Genomic DNA, 17,541 nt, shown 5'->3' with positions numbered 1-17,541 from the left:
CTGATGAGTTTTATTGCGATTATCCCGGCACGTCTGGCGTCGACCCGGTTACCGAATAAGCCCTTAGCAGATATCGGCGGCAAGCCCATGATAGTGCGGACTGCCGAACAGGCCCTGGCCTCCGGTGCCAGCCGCATCATGGTCGCTACCGATCACGCAGATATCGTCGCGGCCTGTGAGGCGTACCAGATTCCGGTTTGTATGACCCGTGCCGATCATCCGTCTGGCACAGATCGCATTGCCGAAGTCGCGGCCAGCATGGATTTGCCAGATGATGCAGTGATCGTCAATGTACAGGGCGATGAACCCCTGATCGCCCCGGAACTGATCGCAGCCACTGCCGCGCTGGTGAATGCGGCAGTACCGATGGCAACGGCGGCGCATCCTCTGCATTTGCCGGAAGAAGTATTCAATCCGAATGTGGTGAAAGTTGTACTCGATAAACAGGGCAAAGCCTTATATTTTTCGCGCGCCACCATCCCATGGCATCGCGATGGATTTGCGCAAGACCGTAACCAGTTGCCTGAGGGCTATCAGCCATTGCGGCATATCGGCCTGTATGCGTATCGCAACGATTTTTTGCAGAATTATCCTAAGCTTGCGATCTCACCACTGGAACAAATTGAAGCGCTGGAACAATTACGCGTGCTGTGGCATGGCTATGCGATTGCGGTTCATGTGACGGCCAGCAGCCCAGCCGCCGGTGTGGATACGGCGGAGGACTTGGAACGGGTTCGCGCCTTTTTCCGGAAATAAGCAAATTACGCAAAAAAAGCACTAAGTTTGCGCTGTTTTCATGGCAAAGCATCAAGAGTGCGGCAAATTGTGGTAAGTTTCGTGAAAAGATACTGTGTTATTACTGGTAAAAGAAAAAAATGAACAGAATTCATTTCCTCGCACAGAGTGAGATGCTTTCCAGGTAAAACACAAAAAAACAAAAGTAATTCGCGGAGCAGCATGCTGCTCTGTCCTCAAAAATTTCAATAAACTCAAACTCGTCTAGGAAATACTATGCGTCTTATTTTGTTGGGTGCGCCAGGAGCCGGTAAAGGTACTCAGGCCAATTACATCAAAGAAAAATTCAATATTCCTCAAATTTCAACCGGCGATATGCTGCGTGCAGCGATTGCAGCTGGAACTGAAATGGGCCTGGCTGCCAAGAAAGTGATGGACGCCGGTGGTCTGGTTTCTGATGACATCATCATTGGCCTGGTCAAAGACCGTCTGAAGCAGGCTGATTGCGCTAACGGCTATTTGTTTGATGGTTTTCCACGCACCATCCCTCAGGCTGACGCAATGAAAGAAGCGGGTGTCAGCATCGATTACGTACTGGAAATCGATGTGCCGGATGAGGCGATTGTGGATCGTATGAGCGGTCGTCGTGTGCATACCGCATCTGGCCGTACTTATCATGTGAAATTCAATCCACCTAAAACCGAAGGTAAAGATGATGTGACAGGTGAAGACCTGGTGCAGCGTCCGGATGATGCGGAAGAAACCGTTAAAAAACGTCTGCAGGTCTACCATGATCAGACCGAAGTTTTGCTCGGCTACTACGGTAATTGGGCCAAGACCGGTGAGCCGGGCGCGCCTAAGTATCGCAAGATTGCAGGTGTAGGCGCAGTTGAAGCGATCCGTGACAGCGCATTTGCTGCGCTGAGCGAGTAATTCGCAGTCAATAAATAAAAAAGCGGACTTTGGTCCGCTTTTTTTATGTCTGTTCGCAGAAACGGGTTTGGCTTTTCCGTGCCATTTTTTCTGTATTCGTGGCTGTTTTTAGTTACAATGTGCGGATATGACGTTTACGTAAACGTCAATGTTGAGGTGCCTGACCGTGCAGCTAGCCGGGTTAGGCTGACTGATTGAACCATAACGCAGAAAGAGACAACAATGCAAATTCAACATAATGTATTCATTATTACTGGCGGTGCTTCTGGTCTGGGTGCGGCAACCGCAAAAATGATCGTGGCGAACGGCGGTAAAGTCGTGTTGGCTGACGTGCAGGTCGAAGCAGGTGAAAAACTGGCGACTGAACTCGGCGGTCAATTTGTCAAATGTGATGTGACGTCGGAAGCGGACGGTCAGGCGGTGGTGGCTGCTGCCGTTGCAATGGGTACGCTGCGTGGCCTGATCAACTGCGCGGGTGTTGCTCCTGCAGTGAAAACGGTAGGCAAAGATGGCCCGCATCCGCTCGAGTTATTCCAGCGTGTGGTGAACATCAATCTGGTCGGCACCTTCAATATGTGTCGCCTGGCAGCGGATGCAATGGCTAAGACAGAAGCGGCTGAACATGGTGAGCGCGGCGTGATGATTAATACCGCTTCGGTCGCTGCGTTTGATGGCCAGATTGGTCAGGCGGCCTATGCGTCGTCTAAGGCTGCTGTTGCCGGTCTGACTTTGCCTATGGCACGTGATCTGTCGCGTAACGGTATCCGTGTCATGACTATCGCACCAGGTATCTTTGAAACACCGATGCTGCTGGGTATGCCTCAGGAAGTCCAGGATGCACTGGGCAAAATGGTACCGTTCCCACCACGTCTTGGTAAGCCGGATGAGTACGCGCATCTGGCGAAAACTATCATCGAAAATGTGATGATGAATGGTGAAACCATACGTCTGGACGGCGCGATCCGCATGCAGCCTAAGTAAGGCGTTGAGGTGAAATGTTGTTTTGAAGGTTGATTACTTAGATTCTATTGTCATGCAGCATGACAAGCAGCGGGTCTGACTAATACACTAGGGCAAACATAGTTTGCCCTTTTTTTTGCTTTTTCGTGACTGTCTTTCCCCTCGGTTGCTTGTAGTGCGGGGGAATGTTGCTATCAGAACCAAGAGATCACCATGCGCAATACAGCAACAACGGGATTGATATTAACTGGCGGCGGTGCGCGGGCGGCATATCAGGTCGGTGTACTCGATGCCATGCACAGAATTCTGCAGGATGCTGGCTGGCCGGCTCGCACCAATCCGTTTGGCATCATTTGTGGCACCTCTGCCGGTGCCATCAATGCCACCGCGCTGGCTTGCCGCGCCGACGATTTTGCCGCGTCTTTGTCTGCTGTCCTGCAAACCTGGGAAAATTTTGAAGCGGCGCAGGTGTACCGCGCTGATTCTTTAGGCGTGATACGCAGCGGTGCGCGCTGGCTGTCTTTGTGGTCGTTTGGCTGGTTACTCAATAAATGGAGAAAGTCGCCGCCGAATTCCTTGCTCGACAATTCACCCTTAGAAGATTTACTAAACCGTATGCTGGATTTGCCCAGGCTGGATGCGGCTTTGCAGAGCGGTGCGCTGCAAGCGCTGGCGGTCACGGCATCTTCGTATACCGCTGGACAGCATCTGACCTTTTACCAGACTTTGCAAAATATCGAACCCTGGGTACGCAGTCAACGGCTGGCGCAGCGCGACTTTATTTCTGTTGCCCATTTGATGGCCTCATCCGCGATTCCGTTTGTTTTTCCAGCGATTCCACTGAACTGGGGCGGGCGGCTGGAATATTGTGGTGATGGTTCCATGCGCCAGTTAGCGCCGATTTCACCGGCCATCCATCTGGGGGCCAGTAAGGTGATGATTATCGGTGCCGGCCGCCTGGCTGAACCACCGGCCACCCAGCTGGAAAGCCCGCGTTATCCCAGCCTGGCACAGATTGCCGGACATGCTTTATCCAGTATCTTTCTCGATAGTCTGGCGGTCGATATCGAGCGGGTTGAGCGCATTAACAAAACCCTGTCCATGTTGCCGCCTGAATTGCTGGAAAAAACACCCTTGCGCCCGGTACAGACCTTGGTGATCGCGCCCTCAGAACGGCTGGATGAAATTGCCAGCCGACATATTTCCAGTCTGCCTTTGCCAGTCAGAACCATGTTGGGTGGCATAGGTGCGACCGAAGTGCGCGGTTCAGCCCTGGCTTCTTACCTGTTGTTTGAATCCAGTTATACGCGTGAGCTGATTGCACTGGGACGTAGCGATACCAATGCGCGCAAACAGGATGTGCTGGATTTTTTTGCCTGACAGATACCGTATCCGGGACGGTGTGCAGACAGCGTGAGGCAGAAACCGGCAGATTCCCCTATACTTCGCACGCTGACATCAACCTTGCTGAACTATGAACTATTTTTCTTACTTTCGTCGCCTGCTGCTGCTTTGCGTACTGAGTTTGTGTGCCGGCCTGGCCACAGCCAAGGAGTTGCCGGGTGAGGTTTTGGTGCAGGATTTACCGAGAGAGGCGCAGTCTGTACTGCTGCTGATTAAGCAGGGCGGCCCTTTTCCATATGCCAAGGATGGCGTGGTATTCGGTAACTATGAGGGTATATTGCCCAGACAAAAGCGTGGTTACTACCATGAATATACAGTGAAGACGCCGGGTGCCAGAAATCGCGGAGCGCGTCGTATCGTGGCCGGTGGTGAGCCGGCCAGCTCGGGTGAATACTATTACACCGACGATCACTACCAAAGTTTTCGCCGTATCAAAGAATAATCAGAATCAAAACAGGACCCAGTATGAATATGCCTTCCACAGTCAGCCTGTCATTGAGTGCCTTACCGCTTGCCTCTGTATTGCCGTTACAGGCTAGTCAGGCTACGCACTGGCAGCAACAGGCCGCCAGCCATGAGCAGCTGTATTTTCATGTTGACCTGGCGCATGCTACTTCTAAAAAAGCAGTATTAAGTGCGATAGGTCAGGCCCTGCATTTTCCTTCGCATTACGGTGCGAACTTTGATGCACTTGCAGATAGTCTGAGCGAGCTGGATGCTGGTCAGGCAACAGGCATTGTCCTGGTCTTGGAAAATCTGCCTGTGCTGGCTGATTTTGATGCAGCGGCGACTGATATTTTGTTGCAAATGCTGCAAGATTCGGCGGAAGATTGGGCGCAAAGAAAAGTTGCTTTTAGGGTATTTTATTCCTGATTAAGCACTGAAAAAATCACCGTTTTCCAGAAGTTGCTCATGCCTGCTGGCATTTTTACTTGGGGCAAAGTGCCTGTCAGCGTTACAATGCGCCCATGAAAAAGATCGTTATCCTTATTTCCGGCCGTGGCAGTAATATGCAGGCGATTGTTGAAACCAGTATCGCCCAGCAATGGCCTGCGCAGATTGCTGCTGTGATCAGCAATAAAGCAGATGCCGCTGGTCTGGCCTTTGCCGCTTCCCATGGCATACCGACGGCAGTCGTCGTCAGTAAAGAGTTCAGCAGCAGAGAGGCATTCGACTCTGCCTTGCAGCAAAAGATAGATGAATTTGAACCTGATCTGGTCGTGCTGGCTGGCTTCATGCGTATTCTGACCCCGGCCTTCGTTGCGCACTATGCAGGGCGTATGCTGAATATACATCCTTCCCTGCTGCCTAGTTTTGTTGGCTTGCATACGCATCAGCAGGCCTTGGACGCGGGTGTGAAATTGCATGGCGCTACCGTGCATTTTGTGACCGCAGAACTCGATCATGGTCCTATCGTTGCACAGGCAGCGGTGGAAGTATTGAATAACGACACAGAAGACAGCCTGTCGCAGCGTGTGCTCAGGCAGGAACACATCATTTATCCACGGGCAGTACGTCAGTTCATCGAGGGGAAAATCTCGGTATCTGGCCATCATGTCACCATCGCTGACGCTTAAGTCGCCTGAAACCGGCGATTCCGGTCAGCAGTGTGTAAATGAGCCCTCATGTGACACAGACCAATCTGGTCAGAACAGAAATTGAGAAGGAAGCAGTATGAGATTACCTCCAGCCATCATCGGCCATACCGAAGAAGTATTACGTGAAATTTTACGTTTCACCGGCCCTGCAGATGGCACTTTATCCCGTTATTTCCGCGAACATCCAAGGCTGGGTGGGCGTGAGCGCGGCGTGATTGCCGAAGCGATTTACGGCTTGTTGCGTAATAAATCCGTCTACACCAGCTTTGCTGAATCCGGCACAGGCCCGGCTATGCGCCGTCTGACCCTGCTGGGTCTGGCAGATGCGGTCGGACTGGAGTCGCTGGGTGGCCTGAGTGAAGAAGAAACCGCATGGCTGGACCGCGTGATGCAAATAGACCGTAGCCACTTGCCGCTCAATATGAAGTCCAATCTGCCATCCTGGTTATGGGACAAATTAAGCACAAGCTTTGGTGAAGAGCAGGCCTTGGCGCTGGCAGAGTCCCTGAATACACCGGCTCCACTGGATTTGCGCGTCAACTCCATTAAAGGCAATCGTGAAACTGTCGTGGCACAGCTCGCGGAAGCCCCTATCATTGCCGAGCCTACGCCTTATTCGGCGACCGGTTTGCGTGTGAAGAAAAAACCTTCGCTGCAAAATCTGCCTTTATTCAAAGACGGTACGATAGAAGTGCAGGATGAAGGCAGTCAATTGCTGGCACAGTTAGTCGGTGCGCGCCGTGGCGAAATGGTGGCAGATTTCTGCGCCGGAGCCGGCGGCAAGACGCTGGCACTGGGCGCGATCATGCGCAATACCGGACGCTTGTATGCGTTCGATATTTCAGAGAAACGTCTGGCGAAACTGAAGCCACGTCTGGCCCGCAGCGGTTTGTCGAATGTACATCCGGTCGTGATCGCGCATGAGAAAGATGCCAAGATCAAGCGCCTGGCTGCCAAGCTGGACCGTGTGCTGGTGGATGCGCCTTGTAGTGGTCTGGGTACCCTGCGCCGTAATCCTGACGTGAAATGGCGTCAGACTGCAGAAGGCGTGGCTGAACTGAATGTGAAGCAGGCGTCCATCCTGGCCAGTGCAGCAAGAATGGTGAAGCCAGGCGGTCGTCTGGTGTATGCGACTTGCAGCATACTCGACGAAGAGAATGAGGGTATTGTGCAGGCCTTCCTGGCACAGCATCCTGACTTCACACTGCTTCCGGCATCAGCTGTGCTGGCTGAGCAAAAGGTAGAGCTGGAAATGGGTGATTACCTGAAGCTCTATCCTCATCTGCATCAGACTGATGGCTTCTTCGCGGCCATCATGGAACGCAAAAAAGTCTAAATCCCTAAATCTCCCGGCACAATCAATGCCGGGAGTTTTTTCTTTCTCTCCCCGAAAAAAATGAGTACTCCAGTGTTAACCAGCTTGTTGGCCGATCTGGCTGATGATTTCAGAGAGCCTCAGTTCCTTTGGCAAGTCGCCACCGTTGCGGTGTGTTTTGGACTGGCCTGGCTCAGTTCGCGCTACCTGAAGCGCCTGTTTGCCGGCGGTGATGCCAGCTCAGGCATGGTGCATATCGGTGTACAGAGTTTTTCCCGGGTGCTGATGCCCTTACTGACCGTGTTTTTCCTTGCCATCGCGAAGGAGGCGTTGGCACGCTGGCAGCATACCAACTTGCTGACCCTGCTGTTCCCTATCATGGGTTCACTCGCCATGATAAGGCTGGCGTTTTATATCTTGCGTAAGACTTTTGTGCGCGAGGGGCGTATAGGCAGTTTTTTAGCGGCATTCGAAAAACTGTTTGCCGGCTTGGTGTGGTTGGGCGTGGTACTGCATTACACCGGTTTATGGCCGGATCTGATTGATACGCTGGACAGCGTGGTACTGCCGGTCGGCAAGAACAAAATCTCCCTGCTGAGTATTATCCAGGCCACGATTTCTGTCATTTTCACCATGGTGATCGCCTTGTGGGCCAGTGCTGCGCTGGAAGCAAGGCTGATGGCTTTACCCAATGCCCACTCTTCATTCAAAGTGGTGATGTCCAGAGTCGGGCGTGCCTTGCTGATCTTGCTGGCCATTCTGATCAGCCTGACGCTGGTGGGCATCGATCTGACTGTGTTATCGGTGTTTGGCGGCGCTTTGGGCGTGGGGCTGGGCTTTGGCTTGCAAAAAATTGCGAGTAGCTATGTATCCGGTTTTATCATCCTGATCGACCGCAGTATGTCGATTGGCGACATGATTGCAGTCGATAAATTTAACGGTAAAGTTACGCAGATCAACACCCGCTACACCGTATTGCAGGGTTTAGATGGTGCTGAATCGGTGATTCCGAATGAAATGCTGGTATCGACTCCGGTACAGAATTACTCGCTGACCAATTCCAGCGTGGCGATGTGGACGGATCTGACCGTGACTTACGACACAGATCTGGATAGCTTGCTGCCTTTGCTGGCAGAGGCGGCCAGAGTAAGCGAACGGGTCTGTCAGGAGCCAGGGCCGTCTGCGTATCTGATGCGTTTTGGCGCCGATGGTCTGGAGTTGCGGGTAGGATTCTGGATAGCCGATCCGGAAAATGGACGCTCGAATGTCTTGTCTGCGGTGAACCGCGCGATTTGGAAAGTCATCCGTGAGCAGGGTGCTAATTTGCCATTTCCACAACGTGTTATTACGCTGGCGCAAAGTCCGGCAGAGTTAGTGCGGGAACTGGGTGCAAAAACTTGAAGTGCATTGGTGCAATTCCTCTAAAGCGCGTACAATTCGTGCGCACTAAAAATATATTTTGACGGCTGTTGCTTTTCAACATAAGCTGAGTAACACACAATAACACCGGAGTAATTGTCATTTTGAGTACATTTATTGAATCTCTCGTCGACTTCCTGTCCAATGGACTGACCCGCGCGAGCGGCTGGGAAGTGTTTATCTATACGATGGTGGTGACTCACATCACGATCGCCAGTGTGACGATCTTCCTGCATCGTTGCCAGGCTCACCGCGCATTGGAATTGCATGCGATACCCAGCCATTTCTTCCGTTTCTGGTTGTGGATGACAACGGGCCAGGTGACTAAGGAGTGGGCAGCTGTGCATCGTAAGCACCATGCCAAGTGTGAAACTGAAGAAGATCCGCATAGCCCGCAGACTCGCGGCATTAAGAAAGTGTTGCTGGAAGGCGCGGAACTGTATCGTACCGAATCCAAAAATCAGGAAACCCTGCAAAAGTACGGCCATGGTACGCCGGATGACTGGATGGAGCACAATGTCTACACCCGTTTCAGCTGGCAGGGTCTGGCATTGATGCTGATCATTAACTTCAGTCTGTTCGGCGTGATCGGTATTACCGTCTGGGCAGTACAGATGATGTGGATTCCTATCACAGCAGCGGGCATCATCAATGGTATCGGCCATTACTGGGGTTATCGTAACTACGATTGCGTTGATGCATCTACCAATATTTTCCCTATCGGCATCCTGATTGGTGGTGAAGAGTTGCACAACAATCACCATACATTCGGTACGTCTGCCAAGTTGTCTTCCAAATGGTATGAGTTCGATATTGGCTGGTTATATATCCGCACACTGGAAACCCTGGGTCTGGCTAAGGTGAAGAAAGTCGCACCGGAACCGAAATTCGTTGCCCAAAAAGCAGCGGTGGATATGGAAACGCTGCAGGCAGTGATCACTAACCGTTATGACGTGATGGCGAAATACGCGAAAACCTTGCGCCGTACCTGGCGTGATGAGGTGGCTTCCTTGCGTGAGAAAGCGCAGTTTGAAGCAGCGCGTCTGAAGGCAACTAAAGTACTGCTGCAACGTGAGCCTAGCAAGCTGGTCAGTGAGCAACAACAGGCTTTGTCTGAAGTGCTGGCGCATAGCAATGTACTCAAGACCATGCATGATATGCGCGTAGAATTGGGCCTGATCTGGGAGCGTTCCACCGTCAGCCGTGAGCAATTGGTGCATCAGTTGCAGGATTGGTGTACCCGTGCTGAAGCGTCCGGCATCAAGACTTTGCAAGAGTTCTCCTTGCGTCTGCGTACCTACGCATAAGTCTGGAGCTTATTCGCATAAAAAAAACGACGCTTAGGCGTCGTTTTTTTTCGTCATCAGAGTAGATCAGTGTTGGCAGTAGACACAAACGTGGCACTTTTACCTGTCATGTAGGCGGTCAGCCCGTAGTGCTGAGATCAAGCAGCCTGAGCACGACACCACACCACACTACACTACATGGGCGTACCAGCGACCAATGCTATATTTCAAATCAGATACCAAACCTGAACATCAAAGCTACTTTACAAAAAGAAAAAGCCCTGCAGGGCAGGGCTTTTCTGACGTTACAAGCGAAGCAAAAATTACTTGATTTTTGTTTCTTTGTAGATAACGTGCTTACGTGCTTTAGGATCAAACTTCATGATCTCCATTTTTTCAGGCATAGTGCGCTTGTTTTTGGAGGTTGTGTAGAAGTGACCAGTGCCGGCAGTAGATTCCAGCTTGATTTTGTCGCGACCAGATTTAGCCATGATTTTTTCCTAACAATAGTTTAGCTTAAACTTTTTCGCCGCGAGCACGCAGGTCAGCCAAAACGGCATCGATGCCGACTTTGTCAATGACGCGCAGACCAGCGTTAGACAAACGCAGAGAAACCCAACGGTTTTCTGATTCTACGAAAAAGCGACGGTTTTGCAGGTTAGGCAAAAAGCGACGTTTAGTTTTGTTGTTAGCGTGGGAAACGTTGTTGCCAACCATTGGCCCCTTCCCAGTCACTTGGCAGACACGTGCCATGATTAACTCCTTAATAGTTTCCGAAATTGGAAAAAATGAGAGTGTATACAAAAAATCGTGGAATATCAACGACTTGTGAAAAACAATTGTGTCTTTTGGATTTTTTAAATTTAACAATTTGAAAAATCACAGTAAACCGTGCTCTGCAAACGAGTAAACATGCGGGTTTGCGACGATAAAGTGGTCTAACACGCGGATATCAATTAACTGTAATGCCTGTTGCAATTTACTGGTCAGTTGCCGGTCTGCGCTGCTGGGTTCGCAAGAGCCCGAAGGATGGTTGTGTGCCAGTATCACCGCAGCAGCATTATGTTTCAGCGCAGATTTCAGTACTTCCCTGGGATAGACACTGGCTTGATCCAGGGTGCCGCGAAACAATTCTTCGCTGCTGATCAGACGGTTTTTGACATCCAAAAACAAAACGGCAAAGGATTCATAGGCGCGCCCTCCCAACATTAACTGCAGATATTGCCTGACGGCCTTGGGCGAATGCATCACGTCGGCCTGCCTGACTTCTTCGCAAATGGCTCTTTTCGCGAGTTCGAGAACAGCTTGTAATTGAGCGTATTTTGCAGCCCCTAAACCATGGATGCGCGAGAAGTCATTCATACCGGCACCAAACAGTTTGGATAAAGAGCCAAAATCCTGCAGCATGTCTCTGCCCAGATCCACCGCACTCTTACCCTTCACACCGGTGCGCAAAAAGACTGCCAACAGTTCTGCATCAGACAAAGCGCTGGCACCTGACTTAATCAGGCGTTCTCTGGGTCTGTCATCTTCAGGCCAGTCATGAATTGCCATTAGCTGGGCTCCTGCTTGTGTTTGAGAAAAACTTGTATCGCTGAAAGCTGGCTTACAATAGCGGCTTATTAGTGAAAGCCTGAAATCATGACGAATCCAGACCTACCTTTAGTCCAATCCGACTCCTACCTGACTTTGCATTACCGTCTTGCCAGCCTTGATGGTGAAAATATTATCAGTACATTTGAAGAAAGTCCCGCGACTTTGCAGATGGGTTTGGGGCAACTTGCCCCGGAATTAGAAAAAGCCTTACTAGGCTTGCCTGAAGGTTCGCACACTACGCGTGAGTTGTTGCCTGAACAGGCGTTTGGTCCGCGCAACCCAGAGCTGATACAACGCGTATCTGAGGCAACTTTGCGTGAGAATTCTGCGTTTGGCGAACAGTATGTCGTGGGTGATCTGGTCGAGTTCGCTGCACCGTCGGGTGGGCGCTTTGCCGGCATACTGAAAGCCAAAGATGAACACGGCTATATTTTTGATTTTAATCATCCGCTGGCAGGTCAAACCCTGCTGTTTGAAACCCGTATCATAGGAATTTTGTAAGATGGATAAGGAAATTTTACTGGCGCAACCGCGTGGTTTCTGTGCGGGAGTGGATCGTGCGATTGAAATTGTAGAGCGCGCTTTAAAGCAGTTTGGCGCGCCCATTTACGTCAGACATGAAATCGTGCATAACGCCTTTGTTGTGAATGATTTGCGTCAAAAGGGCGCTATTTTCATTGAAAATCTGGAAGATGTGCCAGCCGGAAATACCTTGATTTTCTCTGCACATGGCGTCTCGCAGGCGGTGCGCAAGGAGGCGGAGCAACGTGGCGTGACAGTGTTCGATGCTACCTGCCCATTGGTCACCAAAGTGCATATGGAAGTCATTAAAATGCGCAAGGAAGGCCGCGAAATCATCATGATAGGCCATGATGGTCATCCGGAAGTCGAAGGCACGATGGGGCAGACCGAAGGCGGTATGTATCTGGTTGAAACGGTGGCTGATGTGGCCAGCTTGCAAGTGGCTAATCCCGGGTTGCTGGCTTATGTATCGCAAACCACTTTATCTGTGGATGATACGGCTGACATTATCGCGGCACTTAAACAACGTTTCCCTGAGATCAGTGAGCCTAAGAAAGGCGATATCTGTTACGCCACGACGAATCGTCAACAGGCAGTCAAATTTATGGCACCTCAGGTTGAGCTGGTGATTGTGGTCGGTAGTCCGAACAGCTCCAACTCTAATCGTCTGCGCGAAGTGGCTGAGAAAATCGGTGCGGCCGCTTACATGGTCGACAATGCAGGTCAAATACAGCCCGCCTGGCTGGAAAATGTGCAACGTATTGGCGTCACCGCGGGGGCTTCAGCGCCTGAGGTACTGGTGCAGGAAGTGATTGCTCGACTGAAAGAATTGGGCGCCAGCAGTGTGCGTGCGCTGGACGGCGTAGAAGAAAACGTTACTTTTCCTATGCCTAAGGGTTTAAGCATCGCGCAAGAAGCCTGAGTCAGCCTGTTAGCATAGAAATTTGTAATTTGTTTTGATAAAAATCTGTTTTGTTCTGGTTTTCGATATTTTATTCAGTGAATTCGTGTTTAAGATGAGCCGGCAAATCAATTTGACTGTTTGTGAAATTGATAAAGGTGTATGCTTAAATGCCGGGTCTGTGGAAAATACGTAGGTAAGGGTGGTTTTTATACCACTGTCTTGAGAAGTTGCCTATGTATAATCGCGCCCACTTCATTGGCGTATATAAGAAGTCGAAATATTAGAAAAGCTTTTACCAAAAGTTGCAGAGGAGAGTTTTATCATGTGCATTACACGCAATATTGTTACTCCTGATATGAAGACACGCCTTTCCGGATAACGGAGTTGAAAGCGGCACACCGTATGACGGGTGCCGTTTTTTTGTTATCGGGAATGATTTTTCTGACTCGCTTGTTGTTCTTTACCGGATACAAACATCGGGCTCGGTTGAAATTTAGATTCGTTCATAGAAAGAGATACCAATATGGATACCTTTATCCAACAAATGATTAACGGGCTGGTTTTGGGAAGTATGTATGCCCTGGTCGCGCTTGGTTACACCATGGTGTACGGCGTTTTAAATCTGATTAACTTTGCGCACGGCGATGTGTTAATGGTCGGCGCAATGGCAGGACTCAGTATCATCAAGCTATTGCAGGTCGTTGCACCTGAGATGCATGGCATTCTGATGTTGCTGATCGCTATCATCGGAGCAATTCCGGTTTGTATTCTTGTTAATATACTGATAGAGCGGGTCGCTTATCGCCGTTTGCGTAATGCACCGCGGCTGGCTCCGCTGATTACTGCGATCGGCGTGTCTATTTTGGTACAGACATTTGCAATGATGATCTGGGGTCGCAGCCCAATTCCTTTCCCTTCCGTAATGCCTACGATACCGGTACAAATCGGTGGTGCTGTCATTTCGCAGACGCAAATTCTGTTGCTGATACTGGCTACCCTGGCTATGGTTGGCCTGGTGCTGCTGGTTGAAAAAACCAAAATGGGACGCGCCATGCGTGCAACGGCAGAAAATCCACGTGTTGCCGGTCTGATGGGTGTGAATTCCAACTATGTGATCGTGGCCACGTTTGCAATCGGCGCTGCACTGGCAGCGATTGCAGGTGTGATGTGGGCCGCGAATTACTCTTCCGCACAGTTTGCGATGGGCTTCGTACCTGGTCTGAAGGCATTTTCTGCTGCGGTATTAGGCGGTATCGGCAATATCTATGGCGCTATGGTGGGTGGCATTATCCTGGGTCTGATCGAGAGTCTGGGTGCGGGTTATATCGGTGATCTGACCGGTGGTGTACTGGGTAGTCATTACCAGGATATCTTCGCATTCGTTGTATTGATTATTGTGCTGACATTACGTCCATCCGGCATCATGGGTGAACGCGTCGCTGATCGCGCTTAAGGAGAAGATCAATGTCAACTATTTTTGATACAAAAGCCAATCCGAAAAAAGCCTATACCAGTTTCGCCATTATGGGGCTGGTGCTGGTGCTGTTCCCGTTTGTTGCTGCTAACTTTGGTAATTCATGGGTCCGGATTATCGACTTCGCCTTGCTCTACATTATGCTGGCGCTGGGTCTGAACATTGTGGTGGGCTTCGCCGGCTTGCTGGATCTCGGTTACATCGCGTTCTATGCTGTCGGTGCTTATCTCGCTGCGATTTTCGGATCACCCCAGTTTGCTGTGATACTTGAATCCTTTGTAGAAAACTACCCGGCACTTGGTAATGCTCTGGTTACTTTGTTCGGACCGGAAATTGCTCAAAAAGGCATACATCTGTCGGTCTGGATCATTATCCCGTTTGCTGCATTGATCGCTGGTTTATGTGGTGCTTTGCTCGGCGCGCCTACACTCAAACTGCGGGGTGACTATCTGGCGATCGTGACGCTGGGTTTTGGTGAAATTATCCGTATTTTCATGAATAACATGAATTCACCGATCAACTTCACAAATGGTCCGCAAGGGATCAATATGGTGGATCCGGTCAGCATCATGGGCGTGTCACTGCAAGGTGAGGCGGGTGTGGTGAGCTTCCTTGGCTTCAGTATGCCATCTGTGAATGCGTATTATTTCCTGTTCCTGACTCTGTGCATCCTTATCGTGATCATTTCCTTGCGCTTGCAAAACTCCCGTCTCGGACGTGCCTGGGTCGCCATCCGTGAAGATGAAATTGCAGCAAAAGCGATGGGTATCAATACCCGTAACGTCAAACTGCTGGCTTTCTCTATGGGGGCATCATTTGGTGGTATTTCCGGCGCGATGTTTGGCTCTTTCCAGGGTTTCGTTTCCCCGGAGTCCTTCTCGCTGATGGAATCGATCGTGATTCTGGCGATGGTGGTGCTGGGGGGTATTGGACATATTCCTGGCGTTATCCTGGGTGCCATATTGCTTGCAGCTTTACCTGAGGTGCTGCGTCACGTCGTTGAACCTGTACAGAATATGCTGTTCGGTAAAATCTGGATAGAAGCAGAAGTGTTACGTCAGTTGTTGTACGGTCTGACGATGGTGGTTGTCATGCTGAATCGCCCGGCCGGTTTGTGGCCTGCACCTAAGCATGAAGACAAGATTGGTAAAACCAATGACGCCACAGCGTAAGGACAAATGTGATGACTGAACAGACTATCTTAAAAATTGAAGGCGCTAACAAGCGCTTCGGCGGGCTGCAAGCCTTATCCAACGTCGGTATTCATATCAAAAAAGGCCAGATTTATGGCCTGATCGGACCGAATGGCGCGGGTAAAACAACTTTCTTTAACGTGATCACTGGTTTGTACCAGCCTGATACCGGTAGTTTTGAACTGGATGGCAAGCCGTATTCCCCTTCGGCACCGCATGAAGTGGCAAAAGCAGGTATTGCACGTACATTTCAGAATATCCGTTTATTTGGCGAAATGACCGCTCTGGAAAACGTCATGGTGGGGCGTCATGTGCGCACTCATCAGGGCGTGTTTGGTGCAGTTTTTCACCATGCTGCTGCGCGCAAGGAAGAGGCTGAAATCCGCCAGCGTGCCCAGGAATTGCTGGACTTTGTTGGTATCGGTCAGTTTGCCGACCGCACCTCTAAATTCCTGTCCTACGGCGATCAGCGTCGTCTGGAAATTGCACGCGCACTGGCGACCGATCCTAAGCTGCTGGCATTGGACGAGCCTGCAGCCGGTATGAATGCGACTGAAAAACTGGCGTTGCGTGAGCTCTTGGTCAAGATTAAGGCCGAAGGTAAAACGATCCTGCTGATCGAACATGATGTCAAACTGATGATGGGCTTGTGTGATCGCCTGACTGTACTCGATTACGGCAAACCAATTGCAGAAGGTGTTCCTGCAGATATTCAAAAAAATCCGGCTGTGATCGAAGCCTATTTGGGAGGTGGCCACTAATGGTTGAAAATGTATTGAAAGTCCAGCAGCTCAAGGTGGCTTATGGCGGAATTAAAGCAGTCAAGGGCATCGACCTGGAAGTCAATAAGGGTGAGCTGATCACCTTGATTGGTGCCAATGGTGCGGGTAAAACGACAACCCTGAAGGCCATTACTGGCACCTTGCCCAGCTGTAAGGTTGAGGGGGAAATCCTGTACATGGGGGCTTCTATCCGCAGTAAGAACTCCTTTGAACTGGTCACCGAACACCTGGCGATGGTACCTGAAGGCCGCGGCGTATTCACCCGTATGACCATTCATGAAAATTTGATGATGGGTGCTTATACTCGTAACGATAGTGCTGGCATTGCGGCTGATATCGATAAATGGTATTCCGTGTTCCCGCGTCTGAAGGAGCGTTCTGCACAGCTGGCCGGTACTTTGTCAGGCGGTGAACAGCAGATGCTGGCGATGGCGCGCGCACTGATGAGTCATCCCAAGCTGTTGTTACTGGATGAGCCCTCTATGGGTTTGTCACCTATCATGGTCGAGAAAATCTTTGAAGTGATTCGTAATGTCTCGGCACAAGGCGTGACTATCCTGCTGGTTGAGCAAAATGCAAAGCTGGCGTTGCAAGCTGCACATCGTGGCTATGTGATGGATTCCGGCTTGATTACCATGAGTGGAAATGCCAAAGATATGCTGGATGATCCTAAGGTTCAGGCAGCCTATCTGGGTGAAGGTTAAATCCCTGCACGCTTAGAAAGTAAAAAACCCGCTTAATTAAGCGGGTTTTTTTTGCCAAAAACCGGAAAATTTATTTTTTTGTGCTTAACTTGGCAGGGGCAGCTTTTTCGCCAGCTTGTACCAGTTGCGTTACAACTGTGTTCAGATTGGCTTCTAAAGCTTCTATGGTTTGTTTGCCTGTTTTGTTGATCTGCTCCAGACTCGCATGAGAATTGTTGATGGCAGATTTGATTGCAGTAACAATGTGCTCGGTTCCGGCTGGCGCATCTTTGGTCACTTCTTCCAGCAAAGTAACAACTTTACGTTTGTTCTCATTCAGTTGTACTTCAGCTGCGCGGGATAGTTCTGCCTGAGTTGTCGTTGCAATATTTCCCAGATGACGGCTGTATGCCAGAAATTTTTCCGCATTTGGCTGCAATTGTGCGCTGCTCAGCTGAATGAATTCCTGCGCATCTTTTGCGGACAATAACTGGCGGGTCGTCGCAGTGGCTTCTTCCATTGTACTTTTTACTGCATTCAAATTCAGTTCGGCCAGTTTTTCAACGCTTTCCAGTGTTTTTGCACTGATAGAGGAGAATAATGCGAATTGTGCATCCAGATTGGCTTTAGTTGCCGCTGAGAATTGTTCAGGTACTGAAAACATAGGGAACTCCTTGAAAAGGGTCGTGCATGAATGAAATCAGAGGGGATATTGCAAAGGATCTACACAAATTGTG

20 protein-coding genes are annotated in these 17,541 nt (G+C 50.3%); 16 read left to right on the top strand and 4 right to left on the bottom strand.

Annotated features, from left to right (window positions below; translation table 11 throughout):
* Positions 1–3: 3 nt before the first annotated feature.
* The 10 genes from kdsB to H8K43_RS09085 all read left to right on the top strand — a co-directional run bounded on the left by kdsB (position 4) and on the right by H8K43_RS09085 (position 9,671).
* On the top strand, positions 4–756 hold the full coding sequence (kdsB, locus tag H8K43_RS09130; protein WP_186903546.1) for a 3-deoxy-manno-octulosonate cytidylyltransferase: 753 nt from the start codon (positions 4–6) through the stop codon (positions 754–756).
* Positions 757–1,011: 255 nt separating this feature from the next.
* Positions 1,012–1,668 (top strand): adenylate kinase, encoded by a 657-nt coding sequence (gene adk / locus H8K43_RS09125; RefSeq protein ID WP_162021252.1) that lies wholly within the window; start codon positions 1,012–1,014, stop codon positions 1,666–1,668.
* Between the two features lie 222 nt (positions 1,669–1,890).
* A complete protein-coding gene (locus H8K43_RS09120; RefSeq protein ID WP_186903545.1) occupies positions 1,891–2,649 on the top strand; it encodes a 3-hydroxyacyl-CoA dehydrogenase in 759 nt (252 codons plus the stop codon).
* 192 nt (positions 2,650–2,841) lie between these two features.
* Positions 2,842–4,008, top strand: coding sequence for a patatin-like phospholipase family protein (locus H8K43_RS09115; protein ID WP_186903544.1), 1,167 nt, complete (start codon positions 2,842–2,844; stop codon positions 4,006–4,008).
* 94 nt (positions 4,009–4,102) lie between these two features.
* Complete coding sequence (locus tag H8K43_RS09110; protein WP_186903543.1) at positions 4,103–4,474, top strand: guanyl-specific ribonuclease; 372 nt, start codon at positions 4,103–4,105, stop codon at positions 4,472–4,474.
* A 23-nt stretch (positions 4,475–4,497) separates the two neighbouring features.
* Positions 4,498–4,905, top strand: coding sequence for a barstar family protein (locus H8K43_RS09105; protein WP_186903542.1), 408 nt, complete (start codon positions 4,498–4,500; stop codon positions 4,903–4,905).
* 95 nt (positions 4,906–5,000) lie between these two features.
* A complete protein-coding gene (gene purN, locus H8K43_RS09100; protein WP_186903541.1) occupies positions 5,001–5,609 on the top strand; it encodes a phosphoribosylglycinamide formyltransferase in 609 nt (202 codons plus the stop codon).
* A gap of 97 nt (positions 5,610–5,706) precedes the next feature.
* Positions 5,707–6,966: an RsmB/NOP family class I SAM-dependent RNA methyltransferase gene (locus H8K43_RS09095; protein WP_186903540.1), complete on the top strand. Its 1,260-nt coding sequence runs from the start codon at positions 5,707–5,709 to the stop codon at positions 6,964–6,966.
* A 60-nt stretch (positions 6,967–7,026) separates the two neighbouring features.
* Entirely contained in the window at positions 7,027–8,346 is a 1,320-nt protein-coding gene (locus tag H8K43_RS09090) for a mechanosensitive ion channel family protein (RefSeq protein WP_186903539.1), read from the top strand.
* A gap of 122 nt (positions 8,347–8,468) precedes the next feature.
* Complete coding sequence (locus tag H8K43_RS09085) at positions 8,469–9,671, top strand: DesA family fatty acid desaturase (RefSeq protein WP_186903538.1); 1,203 nt, start codon at positions 8,469–8,471, stop codon at positions 9,669–9,671.
* Between the two features lie 302 nt (positions 9,672–9,973).
* Here the strand turns inward: H8K43_RS09085 and rpmG are convergent, their stop codons facing one another.
* From rpmG to radC, 3 genes are all read right to left on the bottom strand, one after another.
* The gene (rpmG, locus tag H8K43_RS09080; RefSeq protein WP_110257750.1) at positions 9,974–10,141 is read right to left on the bottom strand and encodes a 50S ribosomal protein L33; all 168 of its coding nucleotides are present in this window, start codon (positions 10,139–10,141) and stop codon (positions 9,974–9,976) included.
* Positions 10,142–10,166: 25 nt separating this feature from the next.
* The gene (gene rpmB, locus H8K43_RS09075) at positions 10,167–10,403 is read right to left on the bottom strand and encodes a 50S ribosomal protein L28 (protein ID WP_162021243.1); all 237 of its coding nucleotides are present in this window, start codon (positions 10,401–10,403) and stop codon (positions 10,167–10,169) included.
* Between the two features lie 126 nt (positions 10,404–10,529).
* Complete coding sequence (gene radC / locus H8K43_RS09070) at positions 10,530–11,204, bottom strand: RadC family protein (RefSeq protein ID WP_186903537.1); 675 nt, start codon at positions 11,202–11,204, stop codon at positions 10,530–10,532.
* A gap of 87 nt (positions 11,205–11,291) precedes the next feature.
* Between radC and H8K43_RS09065 the strand changes: the two genes are divergently transcribed.
* The 6 genes from H8K43_RS09065 (at position 11,292) to H8K43_RS09040 (ending at position 16,825) form a co-directional block, all read left to right on the top strand.
* A complete protein-coding gene (locus H8K43_RS09065; RefSeq protein WP_186903536.1) occupies positions 11,292–11,747 on the top strand; it encodes an FKBP-type peptidyl-prolyl cis-trans isomerase in 456 nt (151 codons plus the stop codon).
* Between the two features lies 1 nt (position 11,748).
* A complete protein-coding gene (gene ispH, locus H8K43_RS09060) occupies positions 11,749–12,690 on the top strand; it encodes a 4-hydroxy-3-methylbut-2-enyl diphosphate reductase (protein WP_186903535.1) in 942 nt (313 codons plus the stop codon).
* A 505-nt stretch (positions 12,691–13,195) separates the two neighbouring features.
* A complete protein-coding gene (locus H8K43_RS09055; RefSeq protein ID WP_162021239.1) occupies positions 13,196–14,125 on the top strand; it encodes a branched-chain amino acid ABC transporter permease in 930 nt (309 codons plus the stop codon).
* An 11-nt stretch (positions 14,126–14,136) separates the two neighbouring features.
* Complete coding sequence (locus H8K43_RS09050; RefSeq protein WP_186903534.1) at positions 14,137–15,318, top strand: ABC transporter permease subunit; 1,182 nt, start codon at positions 14,137–14,139, stop codon at positions 15,316–15,318.
* A gap of 11 nt (positions 15,319–15,329) precedes the next feature.
* Positions 15,330–16,100 carry an ABC transporter ATP-binding protein gene (locus tag H8K43_RS09045; protein ID WP_162021237.1) on the top strand — a complete coding sequence of 257 codons (771 nt, stop codon included), beginning with the start codon at positions 15,330–15,332 and terminating at the stop codon, positions 16,098–16,100.
* A complete protein-coding gene (locus H8K43_RS09040) occupies positions 16,100–16,825 on the top strand; it encodes an ABC transporter ATP-binding protein (protein ID WP_186903533.1) in 726 nt (241 codons plus the stop codon). The genes H8K43_RS09045 and H8K43_RS09040 overlap by 1 nt, the downstream gene beginning before the upstream one ends.
* A 70-nt stretch (positions 16,826–16,895) precedes the next feature.
* On the opposite strand, the gene H8K43_RS09035 is transcribed toward H8K43_RS09040, so the two are convergent.
* Positions 16,896–17,468: a phasin family protein gene (locus H8K43_RS09035; RefSeq protein ID WP_186903532.1), complete on the bottom strand. Its 573-nt coding sequence runs from the start codon at positions 17,466–17,468 to the stop codon at positions 16,896–16,898.
* Between the last annotated feature and the right edge of the window lie 73 nt (positions 17,469–17,541).

It is taken from the genome of Cognatundibacterium curvum (genome assembly GCF_014284235.1).
Classification (GTDB): domain Bacteria; phylum Pseudomonadota; class Gammaproteobacteria; order Burkholderiales; family Burkholderiaceae_D; genus Undibacterium; species Undibacterium curvum.
The sequence above is the reverse complement of the archived record's forward strand: the minus strand, read 5'-3'. Positions and strand labels throughout refer to the sequence as shown.